The sequence below is a fragment of the Polaromonas sp. P1_E11 genome (genome assembly GCF_056405995.1).
Window position 1 is genome coordinate 932,345 of sequence record NZ_JBFUBA010000002.1, and the last position, 15,933, is coordinate 948,277.

16 protein-coding genes are annotated in these 15,933 nt (G+C 63.1%); 5 read left to right on the top strand and 11 right to left on the bottom strand.

The window, feature by feature from the left end; translation table 11 throughout:
- Positions 1-15 precede the first annotated feature (15 nt).
- The 3 genes from coxB to AC1D11_RS11970 form a co-directional block, all read right to left on the bottom strand.
- On the bottom strand, positions 16-1,191 hold the full coding sequence (gene coxB, locus AC1D11_RS11960; protein ID WP_477648374.1) for a cytochrome c oxidase subunit II: 1,176 nt from the start codon (positions 1,189-1,191) through the stop codon (positions 16-18).
- Positions 1,192-1,327: 136 nt separating this feature from the next.
- Positions 1,328-1,828, bottom strand: coding sequence for a DUF2244 domain-containing protein (locus tag AC1D11_RS11965; RefSeq protein ID WP_477648357.1), 501 nt, complete (start codon positions 1,826-1,828; stop codon positions 1,328-1,330).
- A gap of 170 nt (positions 1,829-1,998) precedes the next feature.
- Positions 1,999-2,901 (bottom strand): methyltransferase domain-containing protein, encoded by a 903-nt coding sequence (locus tag AC1D11_RS11970; protein ID WP_477648356.1) that lies wholly within the window; start codon positions 2,899-2,901, stop codon positions 1,999-2,001.
- Positions 2,902-2,977: 76 nt separating this feature from the next.
- Between AC1D11_RS11970 and AC1D11_RS11975 the strand changes: the two genes are divergently transcribed.
- The 3 genes from AC1D11_RS11975 to AC1D11_RS11985 all read left to right on the top strand — a co-directional run bounded on the left by AC1D11_RS11975 (position 2,978) and on the right by AC1D11_RS11985 (position 4,927).
- Positions 2,978-3,757 carry a ComF family protein gene (locus tag AC1D11_RS11975; RefSeq protein ID WP_477648355.1) on the top strand — a complete coding sequence of 260 codons (780 nt, stop codon included), beginning with the start codon at positions 2,978-2,980 and terminating at the stop codon, positions 3,755-3,757.
- Between the two features lie 176 nt (positions 3,758-3,933).
- Positions 3,934-4,416, top strand: a complete 483-nt coding sequence (trmL, locus tag AC1D11_RS11980) for a tRNA (uridine(34)/cytosine(34)/5-carboxymethylaminomethyluridine(34)-2'-O)-methyltransferase TrmL (protein ID WP_477651230.1) — start codon at positions 3,934-3,936, stop codon at positions 4,414-4,416.
- 190 nt (positions 4,417-4,606) lie between these two features.
- Positions 4,607-4,927, top strand: a complete 321-nt coding sequence (locus tag AC1D11_RS11985; RefSeq protein WP_457282225.1) for a hypothetical protein — start codon at positions 4,607-4,609, stop codon at positions 4,925-4,927.
- Positions 4,928-4,941: 14 nt separating this feature from the next.
- On the opposite strand, the gene AC1D11_RS11990 is transcribed toward AC1D11_RS11985, so the two are convergent.
- Together AC1D11_RS11990 and AC1D11_RS11995 are read right to left on the bottom strand one after the other, a co-directional pair.
- Complete coding sequence (locus AC1D11_RS11990; RefSeq protein WP_477648354.1) at positions 4,942-5,397, bottom strand: MaoC family dehydratase; 456 nt, start codon at positions 5,395-5,397, stop codon at positions 4,942-4,944.
- A gap of 71 nt (positions 5,398-5,468) precedes the next feature.
- A complete protein-coding gene (locus AC1D11_RS11995) occupies positions 5,469-6,086 on the bottom strand; it encodes a nucleotide-binding protein (RefSeq protein ID WP_457282227.1) in 618 nt (205 codons plus the stop codon).
- 71 nt (positions 6,087-6,157) lie between these two features.
- On the opposite strand from AC1D11_RS11995, the gene kefF reads away from it, so the two are divergent.
- Together kefF and kefC are read left to right on the top strand one after the other, a co-directional pair.
- Positions 6,158-6,952 carry a glutathione-regulated potassium-efflux system oxidoreductase KefF gene (gene kefF / locus AC1D11_RS12000; protein ID WP_477648353.1) on the top strand — a complete coding sequence of 265 codons (795 nt, stop codon included), beginning with the start codon at positions 6,158-6,160 and terminating at the stop codon, positions 6,950-6,952.
- The gene (kefC, locus tag AC1D11_RS12005) at positions 6,949-8,790 is read left to right on the top strand and encodes a glutathione-regulated potassium-efflux system protein KefC (RefSeq protein WP_477648352.1); all 1,842 of its coding nucleotides are present in this window, start codon (positions 6,949-6,951) and stop codon (positions 8,788-8,790) included. Before kefF ends, kefC begins: the two co-directional genes overlap by 4 nt.
- A gap of 77 nt (positions 8,791-8,867) precedes the next feature.
- Here the strand turns inward: kefC and AC1D11_RS12010 are convergent, their stop codons facing one another.
- The 6 genes from AC1D11_RS12010 to AC1D11_RS12035 form a co-directional block, all read right to left on the bottom strand.
- Positions 8,868-11,093: a serine/threonine-protein kinase gene (locus AC1D11_RS12010; RefSeq protein WP_477648351.1), complete on the bottom strand. Its 2,226-nt coding sequence runs from the start codon at positions 11,091-11,093 to the stop codon at positions 8,868-8,870.
- A 135-nt stretch (positions 11,094-11,228) separates the two neighbouring features.
- Positions 11,229-12,119: an adenylate/guanylate cyclase domain-containing protein gene (locus tag AC1D11_RS12015; RefSeq protein ID WP_457282231.1), complete on the bottom strand. Its 891-nt coding sequence runs from the start codon at positions 12,117-12,119 to the stop codon at positions 11,229-11,231.
- A 211-nt stretch (positions 12,120-12,330) separates the two neighbouring features.
- The gene (locus AC1D11_RS12020; protein WP_477648349.1) at positions 12,331-13,086 is read right to left on the bottom strand and encodes a sulfite exporter TauE/SafE family protein; all 756 of its coding nucleotides are present in this window, start codon (positions 13,084-13,086) and stop codon (positions 12,331-12,333) included.
- Positions 13,087-13,249: 163 nt separating this feature from the next.
- Positions 13,250-14,452 (bottom strand): 3-oxoadipyl-CoA thiolase, encoded by a 1,203-nt coding sequence (gene pcaF, locus AC1D11_RS12025; protein WP_477648348.1) that lies wholly within the window; start codon positions 14,450-14,452, stop codon positions 13,250-13,252.
- A gap of 27 nt (positions 14,453-14,479) precedes the next feature.
- Entirely contained in the window at positions 14,480-15,130 is a 651-nt protein-coding gene (locus AC1D11_RS12030) for a 3-oxoacid CoA-transferase subunit B (RefSeq protein ID WP_477648347.1), read from the bottom strand.
- Positions 15,127-15,843, bottom strand: coding sequence for a 3-oxoacid CoA-transferase subunit A (locus AC1D11_RS12035; protein WP_477648346.1), 717 nt, complete (start codon positions 15,841-15,843; stop codon positions 15,127-15,129). The genes AC1D11_RS12030 and AC1D11_RS12035 overlap by 4 nt, the downstream gene beginning before the upstream one ends.
- Between the last annotated feature and the right edge of the window lie 90 nt (positions 15,844-15,933).

Here is a 15,933-nt window from a genome sequence, read left to right on the forward strand (position 1 = left end):
GGTAACGCCTGAGGCTTACTTGCGAGCCGCCTGTATTTCAGCGGGCTGGACGATCTGGCCGGTCTGGTTGGACCAGTTGTTCTTGGAGTAGCTGATCACGGCGGCGAGGTCGGTGTCGCTCAATGCCTTCCACGAAGGCATCGCGCCGCCGGCAGCGCCGTTCAGCACAGTCATGATCTGTTTCTTGTGGTCGGCATCCAGCACGATGGCCGAACCGTCGAGTGGCTTGATGGGGCCGGCGCCTTTGCCGTTGGCCTGATGGCAAGCGGCGCAATTGGCGGCGTAAATCTTTTCACCACGGGCCTTCAGATCAACCAGCGTCCAGACTTTGGAAGGATCATCCGCCTTGGCTGCGGCTTCCTTGGCCTTGACGGCCACCCACGCGCTGTAATCGGCTGCGGACACAACCTTCACATGAATGGGCATGTAGGCGTGCTCCTTGCCGCACAGTTCCTGGCATTGTCCGTAGTAGTCGCCCTCTTTCTCGGCGCGGAACCAGGTGTCGCGCACGAAGCCGGGAATCGCATCCTGCTTGATGCCGAAGGCCGGCACCGCGAAGGCGTGGATCACGTCGCTGGCGGTAGTGATGATGCGGATTTTCTTGTTGACGGGAACAACCAGCGGGTTGTCGACCTTGAGCAGGTAGTTGTCGGGAGCTTCGCCGGCCTTGGGGCCGCCGTTGTCGGACATTTCGCGGTGCGTGTTGTCGAGTGTGGAGACAAAGCCGATGCCTTCGCCTTCGCCCTTGATGTAGTCGTAGCCCCATTTCCACTGGATGCCGGTGGCCTTGATGGTGAGGTCGGCGGCGGTGGTGTCCTTCTGGGCGACCAGCACCTTGGTGGCCGGCAGGGCCATGGCGATCACGATGATGAAGGGGACGATGGTCCAGGCAATTTCAACAGCGGTAGATTCGTGGAAATTGGCCGATTTGTGGCCGACCGACTTGCGGTGTTTCAGGATGGAATAGAACATCACCCCGAAAACAGCCACAAAAATCACGAGGCAGATGGCCATCATGAACCAATGCAGCCACTGCTGCTCTTCGGCAATTTTGGTCACGGCCGGGTGCAAATTCAGCTGATTGACGGCCGGGCCGCCCTTCAGGTCGTTGACGGCGTAAGCGGCGGTGCTGACCCAGGCGGCCGCAGATGCCAGAATTGCGCCTGCATGCTGCATGCCAAGCCGTGTCATTTTGCTCATGGTGTTGCTTACGTTCATCGTGATCACTTTTTCTGCTTCAATTACCGACCAAATTAACCGGCTGATTATAAAGTTAGCGGCAAGCCCTCCTGCCGCACCTGAACTGACACAAGTCTTTCAGGAACTGTCAAACACTCCGCAACGCCATGCGAATCTCGCGGGCCAGCGCGGGCCGCAGCTCTGGCCGCACATGCCGCCCGACCTGGACAGACCGGCCCTGCCCGGACACCTCAATCAGCGATCCATCCCCATCCCTGGGCTCGATCCGGACCCATTCGCGGTTGAATTCAGCCCGCTCGGTACGCCCTGCCGTTTCCAGCTCCACCACCAGCCGCTCACCCTGCAGGACGATTTTTTCACCGTCCCCCGCATGCCTGGCATAGGCCACAAAAGCAGCCCCCACCGCTATCAGCTCGATCCAGGCAAAAGGCATCACCATGGTGGCACCCTGCAGCCAGAAAAAACCAGCAATACCCAGTGAAACACCGCACAAAGACACATACAACCAGCCCAACTGGGCCGGTGTGAGTGAACAGTGACGCTTGAGAAGCCACAGCACAGCATCGTGGCTGTGGGCGCCCTGTGCGGGCAAGGTGGCAAAACGAAACGCTGGTGTTGGCTGCAGCATGTGGCAACCCTCAAAAAAAACTGCGGTTAACGCTGGGCATTGACCGCATGAGGCTTGGGAACATACCCAAAAATTCAGCTTTGAATTGTAGCCGGGTTTACCTTGCCGCCCCTTCTGAAAACCCGTCAATACCGGGGATTGGGAGCGCCTGCGCAACACCTGCCGGGCATCTAGCCGCCGGAGCGCTGGCCCTGCAGCATGCTGCGCATATCGGCGACCGACACCGCACTGAGCGGACTGACCTTGATCCGCGGCGGCGCCTTGAGCGCGTGGCCATAAATGATTTCAAAGGTGAGGCTGAGCCGCCCGTCTTCGCCCCTGACGAGATGGCGGGACAGCGCACTTTCAAGCTGCGCCTTCCAGGCCCGCCCCCTCAGGGCAGGAAACCGCGCCGGGTGAAAATTGCGGCCCAGCTCCTTGATGTCTTCCAGCAGCCGCGCCGGGGTCGCATAGGTGAGGGTGATGCGCTCCATGTCCATCACCGGCTCGGCAAACCCCGTCTGCACCAGCATGTCACCCCAGTCATGCATATCGGTCAACTCATGGCCGGCCGGCGGCCAGCCCAGTTGCGCATACACCTCGCGCAACTCCTTCGCGGTATCCGGGCCCAGGCAGGAAAACATCAGGAAACCGTCTACCTTCAGCGTTTGGTGCCAGTGCGCCAGCAGGGCCTGCGGGTCGGCCGATTCGTGCAGCGCCATGTTGGCCCAGAGCATGTCGGCAGTTCCTGCCGGCGGCGCCTCAAAATGCACGGGAGCCGCCAGCCACCGGCGTGGACGCCACCACGGTTTTGCTATATTTTTGATAGCTGCTTGCGCCCGTTCGGAGCTGCTCTCAACCACAAAACACCTTGATTTTGGGTAAGCTTCGGCCAGTGTTTCCTGCGCCTGGGTCCCTCCGCGCAACGCCCCCCAGTGCACCCACGCACGCGGCTGCAGCTTGATCCACTGCAACCGGTCCATCATGCGCCGCGCCACTTCTTCATGAAGCCACGGCGAGGCCAGCGGAGCGGTGCGGTCCCAGTGGCTGACGGCGATCGGGTCAAGCGTGGGTGGGCGCTGTGTAGGGGTCATGGAAGGAGCAAAGAGGGCAAGGGAGCGCGGAGGCCAGCCAAGGCAAGCAGGGAAGGTACGCGAGTATATTGACACGGTGTTCACACGTCTGCTTGCTCCCGCCGCATTCCTGTCTTGGCCGACCGGCCGCTCCGGAGGCTTCCCGGGCCTGGCCAGCCAGTGCGCTGTGTGCCGCAGCTGGCCGGCGCGCCAGGTGTGCGGCGCCTGCGTGGCCCGGTTTGCCTTGGCCGTCCCGCGTTGCCCCCACTGCGCTCTCGCGTTGCCTGCCGATCTTTCCATGGGCCTTCGGGCCGGGCCGCAGCCGTGTGGCGCCTGTGTCAGCCACCCGCCACCGCTGGACGGCGCCTTTGCCGCCGTGCACTATGCCTACCCCTGGTCCACGCTGATTGCGGGCTACAAATTCGGCGAGCAGCACGGCTGGGCCGCTTTTTTTGCCAGGCTGCTGGCCCAGTCGCCGGGCGTAGCCGGGCTCATGGCGGAACTGACCCCCGGCGACTGGATCGTTCCGGTGCCGCTGTCGGCGGAGCGCCTGCAGATGCGCGGCTTCAACCAGGCCTGGGAGTTGTGTGTGGCGCTGGCCCAACAAACACGCACAGAGGGTCAAACCGATCCCAGGCTGCTGCTGCGGGTAAAGCACACCCGCCCGCAAAGCCAGCTCAAACGCAAGGACCGGCTGGCCAACGTCAAGGGTGCTTTCCAGGTGGATCCGCTGCGCACGGGGGAACTGCAGGGACGGCGCGTGGTGCTGGTGGATGACGTGATGACCAGCGGCGCCTCGCTGTATACGGCCGCACAGTCCTTGCGGGATGCAGGCGCCGCACACGTTGGCGCCGTTGTCCTTGCGCGGACCGAATAAAGCCCCCACGCTTTTCACTTCGTGTAATACGCTGCCCCCCGAGGGGGCGCTGCGCCTGCGGTCTGGCAAAGCCAGTCCCGCGGCCCCGGCTGGCCAGGAACCCCATGCGCACCTATAGCTGGAATAACGACAAGGCGGCCATAGGAACCGGGCTCGCGCCGCACGACAATCCAGCCATGTTCAATATTGTTCTGGTCGAACCTGAGATCCCCCCCAACACCGGCAATGTCATCCGGCTGGCAGCCAATACCGGCTGCCGCTTGCACCTGGTGGAACCGCTGGGGTTTTCGATGGATGACAAACACATGCGCCGGGCGGGGCTCGATTACCACGAGTACACCCAGGTGCTGCGGCATGCCAGCTGGCAAGCCTTCCTTGAAAGTGAGCAACCACCCTCAACCCGACTCTTCGCCATGACCACGCACGGCTCCGGCAGCGTCTATGACACGCGCTTCCTGCCCGGTGACTGGCTGGTTTTCGGCGCCGAAACCCGCGGCCTGGCGCCAGAGTTACGAGAATCCTTTGCGCCACCGCAGCGCCTCAAGGTTCCCATGCTGCCGGGCCAGCGCAGCCTGAACCTCTCCAACACCGTGGCCGTTACCGTGTTTGAGGCCTGGCGGCAAAACGGGTTTTCAGGGTCGCCCGGCATGCCCGGATGAGACATAAGTCCGCTTTTGCCAACCTTTGGACCAGCGCCCCCTTGCCAGGATCTAGGTAAAAACCCTAAACTCCAATGCTTCAAGCCTAAAGTTCTCGCTGCAGGCCCGAACGTGCGGATTGCCACTACCCGGCCCTTCCTGCGTTATCCCTTCCCACCGCCCAGTCCACAAGACTGGAAGGAAAAACACAGTGAATATGGTCATCCAGCGTATTTTCGGCAACAGCACGTCCCGTCTTTCCAGCACCGCCAAAGCAGCCAACCGGCTCTCGGTCGAGCAGATCCAGGAAAGCCTGCGCACCCTTTTGCATGATTGCGAAGATCCGCGCACCCCGCGGGTGATCTACAAGATCAACCTGGCCAAAACGCCCTCCGACCTGTGGCTGCTGCGCAGCGACCTGCACCAATGCATCGCACATGCGCATTCCCAGACGGAAGCCGCCGAACGCATCAATGGCCTGATCGGTGTTTTTGAGGGATGGCTGCCGGCCAGCCAGCTGACGCGCATCTAGCGCCAGCGGCGCGTTCAAGGGTATCGCCGCACCAGCGATTCCGCCACGCAAACCGGCTTGGGCGAACCTTCGCATTCCACAGTCACTTCCCAGGTCATCTGCATGCCGTCGTTGTCAATGGCCTGGGCCGCCAGCAGTTTCATGCGTGCCCGCAGACGGCTGCCGACGGGCACCGGCGCGGTAAATCGTACCTTGTTGAGCCCGTAATTCACGCCCATGCGCGAGCCGGTAATCTCAAACGACGACTCGAAAAAACGCGGCAGCAGTGACAAGGTCAGGAACCCATGGGCGATCGGCCCGCCGAACGGGCCGGCCGCCGCCTTTTCAGGGTCCACATGAATCCACTGGTGGTCGCCCGTCGCTTCGGCAAACAGGTTGACCTGTTGCTGCGTGATGGTGATCCAGTCGCTGACGGCGACTTCCTGGCCGGTGCAGGCGGCCAGGTCGGCCAGGGTTTCAAAGGTTTTCATGCCGCCACTGTAGCGACACGCAGGGGCGCGGCATGTCGGCTCAGCGACAAACCGGCGCGATGCTCAGAGGTTCAACGGTCAAGCCACCGGCAGATGCCCTGCCACTGTTCCATGTCTTTTTCAACACGGCTGGGTGCCACGTCAAACACCGTCAGCCCCCGCGCGGCCAGGTGAATGTAGTTCTGCGTGTCGCGCAGGTAGCCCAGCACCGGCAAACCCAGCCCTTCAACGAAACTGCGCAGCTTGTCGGCGGCAATCGTGCGCGAATCCACGCGCATGCCGACAATGCCCACCTGCATCTTGCCGGCGTGCTTGTGTTCCGCCAGCTGGTCCAGGAAGGTGCGCGTGGCAAAGATGTCGAAGACGCTGGGCTGCAGCGGCACGATGACCTTGTCGGCCAGCTTCAAGACATCGTTAAAGCGCGAACCATGCAACCCGCCGGGCGTGTCGAGCACCACATGCGTCGTGCCCTTGGGGGGTTTGACGATCAGGTCTGCATTCACATCCCAGGTGGCAATCGGCCGGGCGGCGGGCGGGCGCAGCCCCAGCCACAACCGTGAAGACTGCTGCCTATCGGCGTCTCCCAGCATGACCGCATGGCCCTGGCTGGCAAAGTATCCGGCAACGTTGGTGGCCAGCGTCGTTTTGCCGACGCCCCCCTTCGGATTGGCGATCACAACCACGGGCATGCGAATCTCCTCGGTTTGGAACTTGTCGTTCCTGGGAACTCTTGGTCTTGCTTTTCCGCTATGGTAACGGCATGGACACAGTTCTCACAACCACTGATAAATCGGCGGGCAACACGGCAAATCCTGATATTTATGTCATTGCAGCCCATCCCGCCTGGCGCGAATCACGGGTCAACCGCCCGCTGATGGAGGCCGCGAAGGCCCTGCCCCGTGTCCAGGTGCAGGATCTGTACTCGAGCTATCCCGACTACGCCATCGACGTGCCCAAAGAGCAGGCCGCCCTGGAACGCGCGCAACTGGTGGTGCTGCTCCACCCCATGCATTGGTACTCGATGCCCGCACTGCAAAAGCTCTGGCTGGACGACGTGCTTACCTACGGCTGGGCCTATGGCGAAGGCGAGGAGGAAGGCGCAAGAGGCCGGGCACTGCAGGGTAAAGACCTGTGGCTGGTCGCCACCACAGGCGGCCCCGAAACGTCCTATCACCCACAAGGCTACAACCGCTACTTTTTTGACGCCTTCCTGCCGCCGTACGAGCAAAGCGCCGCGCTGTGCGGCATGCGGTTTTTGCCGCCTCTGGTGTTGCACGGCGCCCACAGCGTTGACAGACAAACCGTTGCCGATCACATCGCAACCTTCCGCCAGCGCCTGCAAAGCTATCCCGACTGGCCTGAACTGGAAGACCTGGAGCAATGCGCCGCCTGCGTGGTTCCCATGAAGGATCGGCCAGTGGAGCACACTGACCATGTCAAAGCCGAGAGCCAATTTTCCGCCGGGCCGCCCCAAGGAAAACTAGCCCCTATTGATAGTGAAAGGGGCAGCGTAACGCCGAAGGCACACGAAGTGAAAAGCGTGGGGGCTCCATGACTGAACACGCACCCGCCTGGCTGACCAACAGCTTCATCTACCTGGCCGCCGCGGTGATTGCCGTGCCCCTGGCCAAGAAACTCGGCCTCGGCTCCATCATCGGCTACCTCGCCGCCGGCATCGCCATAGGCCCCTGGGGCCTGGGCCTGGTCACCAATGTGCAGGACATCCTCCACTTCGCCGAGTTTGGCGTGGTGTTGATGCTGTTCCTGGTGGGGCTGGAGCTGGAGCCCAAACGCCTGTGGAATTTGCGCCGGCCCATCTTCGGCTGGGGCAGTGCCCAGGTGCTGGGCTGCGCCGCCCTGCTCACGGGCGTCGCGATGGCATTTGGCGTGAGCTGGCAAATAGCGCTGGTGGCCGGCCTCGGGCTGGCGCTGTCGTCCACCGCCATCGCGCTGCAGGCCATCGGCGAGCGCCACCTGATGCCGACATCGAGCGGCCAGGCGGGGTTTTCCATCCTGCTGTTCCAGGACGTGGCGGCCATCCCGATTCTCGCGCTGTTGCCCCTGCTGGGTGCAATCGGTGGAGAAAATGAAGCTGTAGCGCACACCAGCCGTGCGCTGGAAGCTATCAAAATCGTAGCAGCCATCGCCGGCATCATCATGGGCGGCCGCCTGCTGCTGCGGCCCCTGCTGCGCTGGATCGCCAACAGCGGCACACCCGAAATTTTCACCGCAGCCTCGCTGCTGCTGGTGGTGGGCATTGCGGCTCTGATGCAGTTCGTCGGCCTGTCGATGGCCCTGGGCGCTTTTCTGGCGGGTGTGCTGCTGGCGGAAAGTGAATACCGCCGCGAACTCGAGACCGATATCGAGCCTTTCAAGGGCCTGCTGCTGGGCCTCTTCTTCATTGCTGTCGGCATGAGCATCGACTTCGGCGTGCTCTGGAAATCGCCCGGGTTGATGGCCGCCATCCTGGTGGGCTTCCTCGGCCTGAAACTGGTGGTGATCTACGGCCTGGCGCGCCTCATGAAGCTGCCTTTCCAGGAACGCCCGGTGTTCGCGGTGCTGCTGGCGCAGGGCGGCGAGTTCGCCTTCGTGGTGTTCCAGGCAGCCGCCGGGGCGCATGTGTTTTCCGCTGAGATCGCCTCACTGCTGATAGGCGCGGTGGCGCTGTCGATGCTGCTGAGCCCGCTGCTGCTGGTGGCCGTCGACAAGCTGCTGCTGCCGCGCTGGGCCGGCTGCGACACGCCGCAACTCGAAGAGATTTCCGAGCAGCAGGAGGCGCCGATCATCATTGCCGGTTTTGGCCGCTACGGCCAGATCATCGGCCGCATGCTGCTGGCCCAGGGCATTCCGGCCACCGTGCTGGACCACGACGCAGAAATGGTCGAAACCGTGAGGGCGTTCGGCTACCGGGTGTTTTACGGCGATGCGACGCGGCTGGACCTGCTGCGCACTGCCGGCGCGGCCACGGCCAAAATCCTGGTGCTGTCGGTTGACGACATGGAGCAGTCGCTCAAGATTGTCGACCTGGCGCGCGAGCATTTTCCGCAAATGCAGATCGTTGCCCGCGCGCGCGACGTGACACACTGGAACGCGCTGCGTGACCGCGGCGTGATGCAGGTGGAACGTGAGGTGTTCGAGTCCAGCCTGCGCAGCGCGCGCACGGTGCTGGAGCTGCTGGGCCAGCCGCCGCACGAAGCGCGCCAGGCGGCAATGCGCTTTCGCCGGCACAACCTGGAGCTGTTCGAACGCATGTACCCGCATCGCAAGGACCGCACCAAGGTCATTGCCGTAGCCACACAGGGACGCCTGCAGCTGGAAGAACAGCTGGCCCAGGAACGCCAGCAACAGGCGCAGCGCCGGCCAGTTGCCTGGCAGGGCCAGGAATCTGAATAAAATGCCGCTTCAGCCCTTTATCAACGGGCGCCAGCAGCTATCTTTTTTATAGCAAAAGAAATGAAGCCGTCGGCGGCCTACCGGTTCGACTGATCCTCGCGCCGCCGCTGCTCCATGGCCCGCCGTTCCACACATACCGGGTGCTGGGCGAAGCCCGGCTTGGCACACTGCTCAGACATGCAGATCTGAAAACCGAGGAGGATGCGCCCTTCACAGGCCTGCCGCGGATTGCCGGCCACCGCCTGCGGTGCCGGTGTGGCAGAGTGGTCAGTCGCCGCAGGGGAAGGGGTAGCAACGGATTTGGGCTGAACCTGTTTGGCCTGCCGTTCTTTTTCCAATGCAGCCTTTCGGGCGGCGGCCGCAGCCGCAAGCGCCGCCCTGGAGGCCGCAGACAGAGGTGCCCGCGCCACGGAAGAGGAGGCAGCCGAAGCCGCAGGCTGGGCCTGCGCAGCTTGCACTGCGGGTGCAGCTGCAGCAGGCGCCGCAGACACCACGGGCGAAGTGGAAGCTGCCGGCGTCGCCACCGCCGCGCCGGGCGCTGCCTTGGCCGCTATATTCGCCGGTATATTCGCCGATGTGGCAGACGGGGCGACAGGGGCCCCGCGGCCTGAAAGGGATTTCCATCCAAGGCCAATCACGGCCAGTGCCACCAGGCCCGCCAGACCCCACACAAGGTAGCGGTAGGCGGGTGCAGGTGAAGCTGCCTTTGCGGGTGTCGTTGCGACTCCAGGCGACGCCAGGGGACTGCGCCGCCGTGCCGATTTTGACTTTATCGGCGGCCGTGCGGCGTCGTGGGTATTCGCGGCTGGGCTCTTGGCGGGAATTGCAGCCGCACCTTGCTTTGAGCGCCCGCTGGCCGACTCTGATGTTGCCGGGCTCACGGCTGCATCGCTGAACACGGTCTCCGGCCAGTCGGTGGATGCGTCATGCGCTTCGGGGTCCGGTTGAGCCGCAGCGACCACCGGTGTCCCCAGGCGCGTGGCATCCGGGTCATCGGCGGCGGGTTTCGCCGGCACATGAGGCGGCAAAGGCGCCTTGGCCGCCGCCTCTTCCAGGGCCTTCCAGGCCATATCGGTGTCGGTGCCGGAGGCGGATACGCTGGCCGGCGCTGGAGGGGCCGGCGGCGCTGGTTGTGTGTCGGGACGCGGAACAATCAGCGTTCCTGTACCCAGGCGCCGGCCGATGTCCGAGTCGTCTGCGCCAGGCACGCCGAGTTTTTTGAGGCGGCGGCGCGCCAGGTCGGCATAGATACCCGACGGGAACTTGGCCAAAAAGCCCTGGATGTCTTCCACATCCATGGACTCCTTGATGTCTTTCCAGTAGACGAGCTCGAGCTCCTGCGTCACGACCGAGATGTTGGCGCTGGTGCCCGACGGCTGGTCAACCAGCGCTTCGCCGGACAGCATGGTGGAAGTCCAGGTTGAATTGCTGCCGGGCCCGGGCGCCACGGCGGCCGGAACCACCGAGATATCGGGCGCCTCGCGTGCAGCGGCCTGCAGCGCGGCAAGGAACTCCTGCGCGCTGGCATACCGCTGGTCGCGCGATTTGGCCAGGGCCTTGGCCACCACGGCATCCAGCGCAGCGGGCAATCGGGCATTGAACGCACCCGGCATGACCGGGGTATGCCCGACGATCTGCTGGATGGTGGCGAAGTCGGTGTCACCGTCAAACGGCCGCTTCCCGGTAAGTAACTGATACAGCACGATGCCGGCAGCAAACAGGTCTGCGCGGGCATCAATCGGCCGGCCCTGCACCTGCTCGGGCGACATGTATTTCAGCGTTCCGACCATGGAACCCTGCGTACGGGTCGCTTCGCCGGAATCCTGGATGCGCGCCACACCGAAGTCGGTGAGCTTGACACGCCCGCTCGTCTCGATCAGCAGGTTGGCCGGTTTGATGTCGCGGTGGACGATGCTTTGCCTGTGCGCGTAATCCAGCGCCGAAAGCAGGTCGCCCATGATGCCCAGGGTTTGCTCCAGGGTGTAGAGGTGGCCCTTGTCGAGGTGGTGCTTGAGGTCGTCGCCGTCGACGAATTCCATGACCAGGAAGGCAATGTCGCCGTCACGGTCGGAGTCATAAACGCTGACGATGTGGGGATGCTGCAGGCGCGCCGCAGACCGGGCCTCGGTGCGAAAACGCACTTCGTACTCTGCGGCGGCCTCTTCCGACAGATTTTCGACCTTGATGGTCTTGATGGCCACGCGACGGTCAAGGTTGGGATCCCGCCCCTCATACACCAGCCCCATCGCCCCCTTGCCGAGGACGCGGATGAGATCGTAACGGCCAAGTTTCTTGAGACTCATGAGGGAATTGAAATGGACGTAACTGGCGGAAACCGTGCTGCGGGCCTGAGGGGCACGCCTACGTCTTGAAACAAAAAACGATTCTAGCCTGCATCATGCAGCGAAAAAGGTCCGGAATACGCCCTCCTCCGCGGATCAGGTCCTGATGGAAAACGTGACAAGCGGGGCATTTTCGTCGGTACGCTCGCAGCCAGGCACGATCTGGCCGCTGCCAACCAGGTAGCACTCGGTGCGCCGCAGCACCACCGCCTCACTCTGGTTGCCCAGGTACACCCAGGTGCCGTAGCTGGAAGCGTCCGTCAATACAAAATGCCCGCCACGCCATTCGAGGGTGGCATGCATGCGCGAAACACGGGGGTCGTTCAAGGTCAGCGCCGCATCGGCGGCCCGGCCCAGCGCCAGCTTGCTGCTTTTCGAATCCAGCCTGACGGTCTGTTCCGCAAAACTAAGCTCCAGGAAGGCCTGGCTGGGTGAAGAGAACATCGAGCGCCCGGCCATGGTGGCGTCCTCGTCGCGACCGGCCTGCCATTCCACACGGTAAACGTGGCTGGCTTCGGCCCTGCCGCGAAGGTACATGGGGCCCATGCTGCGCAGGGATGCCCTTTGGGCGGGCAACAGGGCGGTCCAGACGTTTTCGGTCGTGAGGATCTGGGCGGCACCCGCAAGGTCTGCGAGCCGGGCAGCGGAATTGACGGTGTCACCGAAACAGTCGCCGTCGATTTCAACCACTTCACCCGACTCGATACCCATCTGCATCTGTACCGGGGTGCCGCTGCCGCCCGGCTTGATCGGTTTTTCCTGAAGGCGCTTCTGGATGCTGATGCAGGCCGACAGCGCGTCGCCCTCGTTGGGAAAAACCACAAAGAGGCCATCGCCCAGCAACTTGACCACGCGCCCCTGGTGTTGCTGGAAAACCTGGCTCAGTACGCCGATGAGCTGGGTCACGAAGTGCGATGCCGTTTCATCGCCCAGCCGTTCGAACATGCTGGTGCTGCCCACAAGATCTGCAAAAACGACGGTGGTCATGAAGGGCGTTAGCCGCGGTGCGCGCTTCTTGTTCTCATGGCAGCGATTCTCACAGAAATTCGCAGTGAAGAGGCCGGTGAAATTCCCGGGTTCCCCGCAAGAACCCGGCGGATACGCCGGGTTTCACGGGCTGCAGTAGACGGGAAAGGTAAATACCGGTAAAGCAATTGGAGGGCGGCATCAGAATCTGCGCCGCCTGCTTCATGCCTTTTTAACGAAAAGCATCCCAAAGCAGTTTGCACCCGGTCAGCAGCATGCCGACATACAGCAGACGGTAGAAAAGCACCTGGCTGATGCTCCGGGCCATGCGCACGCCTATCCACACGCCCAGCGGCGCCAGCGGCAGCAAAACCAGCGAAGTCGCCATGTTGCGCAGGTCAAGCAGGCCCAGCCAGGCATACGGAATCCACTTGGAAAGGTTGATGACAAAAAAGAAGGCGGCCATGGTGGCCGTGAACTTCACCGGGCTCAGGCGCATGGGAATCACATAGGCGCTCAGGGGCGGCCCGCCTGCGTGCGACACAAAGCTCGTGAAGCCCGAGGTCACCGTCAGGATGGCGCCCAGCCACTTCGGCGGCGGCGGGCTGTCAGGCCGGGGCGGGAACAACAGGCGCTGCGCCAAAAACAACAAGGTGAATATTCCCACCACCCCGGCTACGACCCGGGCGTCCAGCACCTTGAACAACAGCGCCCCCACCACGGTTCCCACCAAACCAAAAGGAATCAGGAATTTCAGAAACTTCACATCGAAGTCCCGGCGAAAAGCCGCCAGCCCCAGCAAGTCCATCAGCAGCAGCACCGGCATCAGGATGGCGGCGGCCTGCGGCACGGTGACGGCCAGCGCCATGACGGGAACCGCAAGAGACCCGAAGCCGGCCCCAAAACCACTTTTGCTGATGCCCAGCATCAGCACGGCGGGAATTGCCACGGCATAGAAGAAGGCGTCGGTGATCAGCGGAAAAGCCATGGATTTATGTGAAAAGCATCGGTTACCCAGAAGGGACGGGCGCAAGCAGCTATTAAAACAATAGCAAACCGGGACCAGGGATGTATTTCACCACAGGCCGTCCATGCAATGGCGATTGCCTCAGGCGCCCCGCACGCGAGGGAATGCCCAGTCACGGTCTGGGCTAGACACGCTCCAGAATCACCGCGATGCCCTGCCCTACGCCGATGCACATGGTCGCCAGCGCGTAACGGCCACCGCCCTTGTGCAACTGGTTGACGGCCGTGGTGGCCAGCCGCGCTCCCGAAGCCCCCAGCGGATGGCCCAACGCTATCGCACCGCCGTTGGGGTTGACGCGCGGATCGTCGTCCCGCACGCCCAGCATGCGCAGTACGGCCAGCCCTTGCGCGGCGAAGGCTTCGTTGAGCTCGATCACGTCCATCTGTTCGATCTTCAGGCCGGTGAGCGCCAGCACTTTTTGCGTGGCCGGCGCGGGGCCAATGCCCATGATGCGCGGCGCTACGCCGGCTGTGGCCATGCCGACCACACGCGCTTTCGGCGTGAGGCCATTTTTGGCGGCCGTGGCCTCGTCGGCCAGCAGCAGCGCGCAGGCACCGTCATTCACGCCGCTGGCGTTGCCTGCGGTCACTGTGCCGTCCGGCCGCACCACGCCCTTGAGCCTGGCCAGCGCTTCGAGCGAGGTTTCGCGCGGGTGCTCGTCTTTGCCCACCACAATCGGGTCGCCCTTTTTCTGCGCAATCGTCACGGGCGTGATTTCAGCGTCGAAATAGCCTGCCTTTTGCGCAGCCACGGCCTTGAGCTGGCTGGCCAGCGCCATTTTGTCCTGGTCTTCGCGGCTGATCTTGTAATCGGTTGCCACGTTCTCGGCAGTCTCGGGCATGGCATCGACACCGTATTTTTCCTTCATCAACTTGTTGATGAAGCGCCAGCCAATGGTGGTGTCATACACCGCATTGGCGCGGCTGAAGGCGCTCTCGGCCTTGGGCATCACAAAGGGCGCGCGGCTCATGCTCTCAACGCCGCCGGCGATCATCAGGGTGGCTTCGCCCGACTTGATGGCACGTGCGGCACTGCCCAAGGCATCCAGGCCCGAGCCGCACAGGCGGTTGATGGTAGAGCCCGGCACGTCCATGGGCAGGCCCGCCAGCAAGGCGGCCATGCGCGCCACATTGCGGTTGTCCTCACCGGCCTGGTTGGCGCAGCCGTAGAGCACATCCGTGACGGCCTGCCAATCCACGTTCGGGTTACGCGCCATCAGCGCCTTGATCGGGATCGCGCCCAGGTCGTCGGTGCGCACGCTGCTGAGGGCACCGCCGTAGCGGCCGAAGGGGGTGCGGATGGCGTCGCAGATGAAAGCTTGAGTCATGGTGTGTGTGCGTTGAGTGAAGTGAGATCAGGCGGCCGCAATCGGCAGGCCCACCAGTTTTTCAAGTTCGGCGTGGGTGAGGCCTTCGACGGTGTCGATCAGCTTCAGGCCCTGCGGTGTGCACTCAAGCGTTGCGATGTCGGAGTACACGCGCTTGACGCAGGCGATGCCGGTCAGAGGATAAGTGCATTGCTGCACCAGCTTGCTGGCGCCCTGCTTGGTCAGCAAATCCATCATCACCCAGGTTTGCCGCGCGCCTATGGCCAGGTCCATGGCGCCACCTACTGCGGGAATCGCGCCTGGCTCGCCGGTGCTCCAGTTGGCCAGGTCGCCCGTGGCCGAGACCTGAAACGCGCCCAGTACGCAGATGTCGAGGTGGCCCCCGCGCATCATCGCGAAACTGTCGGCATGGTGGAAGAAGGAGCCACCCTTGAGCAGCGTCACCGGCTGCTTGCCGGCGTTGATCAGGTCATAGTCTTCCTCGCCTTCGGCAGGCGCAGGTCCCATGCCGAGAATGCCGTTTTCGCTTTGGAGAATAACCTCGCGCCCGGCCGGCAAATGGTTGGCTACCAGCGTGGGCTGGCCGATGCCGAGGTTGACGACGGCCCCGTCAAAAATGTCCTGTGCGACACGGGCTGCAAGCTGGTCTTTGGTTCGGCGTTGGTACGTCATGGTCATGCCGCCTTTTTGAAGCCGCCAGCCTGGGTGGCGGTGCGGGGGATTTTGACAATGTGATGCACGAAGATGCCGGGCGTCACAACGGCTTCAGGATCCAATGCGCCGAGTTCGACGATGTCGTGCACGGTGGCAATCGTCTTTTCCGACGCGGTCGCCATCACCGGGCCAAAGTTGCGTGCGGCCATGCGGTAGGTGAGGTTGCCCCAACGGTCGCCGCGCTCAGCCTTGATAAGGGCCACGTCACCGCGGATCGGCATCTCAAGCACGTATTGCTTGCCGTTGATTTCGCGGGTTTCCTTGGCGCTGCCGTCGGCGTTGCGCGCCAGCTCGGTGCCGTAACCCGTGGGGCAGAAGAAGGCGCCTATGCCGGCGCCCGCGGCGCGTATGCGCTCGGCCAGGTTGCCTTGCGGCACGAGTTCCAGCTCGAGCTTGCCGCTGCGGTACAAGCCGTCAAACACCTGGCTGTCAGCCTGGCGCGGAAAGCTGCAGATGATCTTGCGTACGCGCCCGGCCTTGAGTAGAGCCGCAAGGCCTGTCTCGGCGTTGCCGGCGTTGTTGTTCACCACCGTCAGGTCTTTGGCGCCCTGCTCAATCAGGCCATCGATCAGCTCGTTGGGGATACCGGCGGTGCCGAAGCCGCCAATCAGCACGGTTGAGCCGTCTTTCACCTCTGCCAGCGCATCGGCGACGGAGGCGGCAATTTTGTTGATCATTCAAAAGTCTCCAGCTGCGGGTGGCCTGCAGAAATCATCGAGCCACCGCTTAAATATTGTTCGACATAAGAACAAGAGTTCGTATAATGA

Bases quoted from the DNA above. Each gene is read 5' to 3' on its own strand.
- kefF (WP_477648353.1), top strand. From the start codon at position 6,158: ATGGACACAGTTCTCACAACCACTGATAAATCGGCGGGCAACACGGCA.
- AC1D11_RS11970 (WP_477648356.1), bottom strand. From the start codon at position 2,901: ATGACCCCTACACAGCGCCCACCCACGCTTGACCCGATCGCCGTCAGC.
- coxB (WP_477648374.1), bottom strand. From the start codon at position 1,191: ATGACACGGCTTGGCATGCAGCATGCAGGCGCAATTCTGGCATCTGCG.
- kefC (WP_477648352.1), top strand. From the start codon at position 6,949: ATGACTGAACACGCACCCGCCTGGCTGACCAACAGCTTCATCTACCTG.
- AC1D11_RS12020 (WP_477648349.1), bottom strand. From the start codon at position 13,086: ATGGCTTTTCCGCTGATCACCGACGCCTTCTTCTATGCCGTGGCAATT.
- pcaF (WP_477648348.1), bottom strand. From the start codon at position 14,452: ATGACTCAAGCTTTCATCTGCGACGCCATCCGCACCCCCTTCGGCCGC.
- AC1D11_RS12015 (WP_457282231.1), bottom strand. From the start codon at position 12,119: ATGACCACCGTCGTTTTTGCAGATCTTGTGGGCAGCACCAGCATGTTC.
- AC1D11_RS12035 (WP_477648346.1), bottom strand. From the start codon at position 15,843: ATGATCAACAAAATTGCCGCCTCCGTCGCCGATGCGCTGGCAGAGGTG.
- AC1D11_RS11995 (WP_457282227.1), bottom strand. From the start codon at position 6,086: ATGCCCGTGGTTGTGATCGCCAATCCGAAGGGGGGCGTCGGCAAAACG.
- AC1D11_RS12030 (WP_477648347.1), bottom strand. From the start codon at position 15,130: ATGACCATGACGTACCAACGCCGAACCAAAGACCAGCTTGCAGCCCGT.
- trmL (WP_477651230.1), top strand. From the start codon at position 3,934: ATGTTCAATATTGTTCTGGTCGAACCTGAGATCCCCCCCAACACCGGC.
- AC1D11_RS11990 (WP_477648354.1), bottom strand. From the start codon at position 5,397: ATGAAAACCTTTGAAACCCTGGCCGACCTGGCCGCCTGCACCGGCCAG.
- AC1D11_RS12010 (WP_477648351.1), bottom strand. From the start codon at position 11,093: ATGAGTCTCAAGAAACTTGGCCGTTACGATCTCATCCGCGTCCTCGGC.
- AC1D11_RS11965 (WP_477648357.1), bottom strand. From the start codon at position 1,828: ATGCTGCAGCCAACACCAGCGTTTCGTTTTGCCACCTTGCCCGCACAG.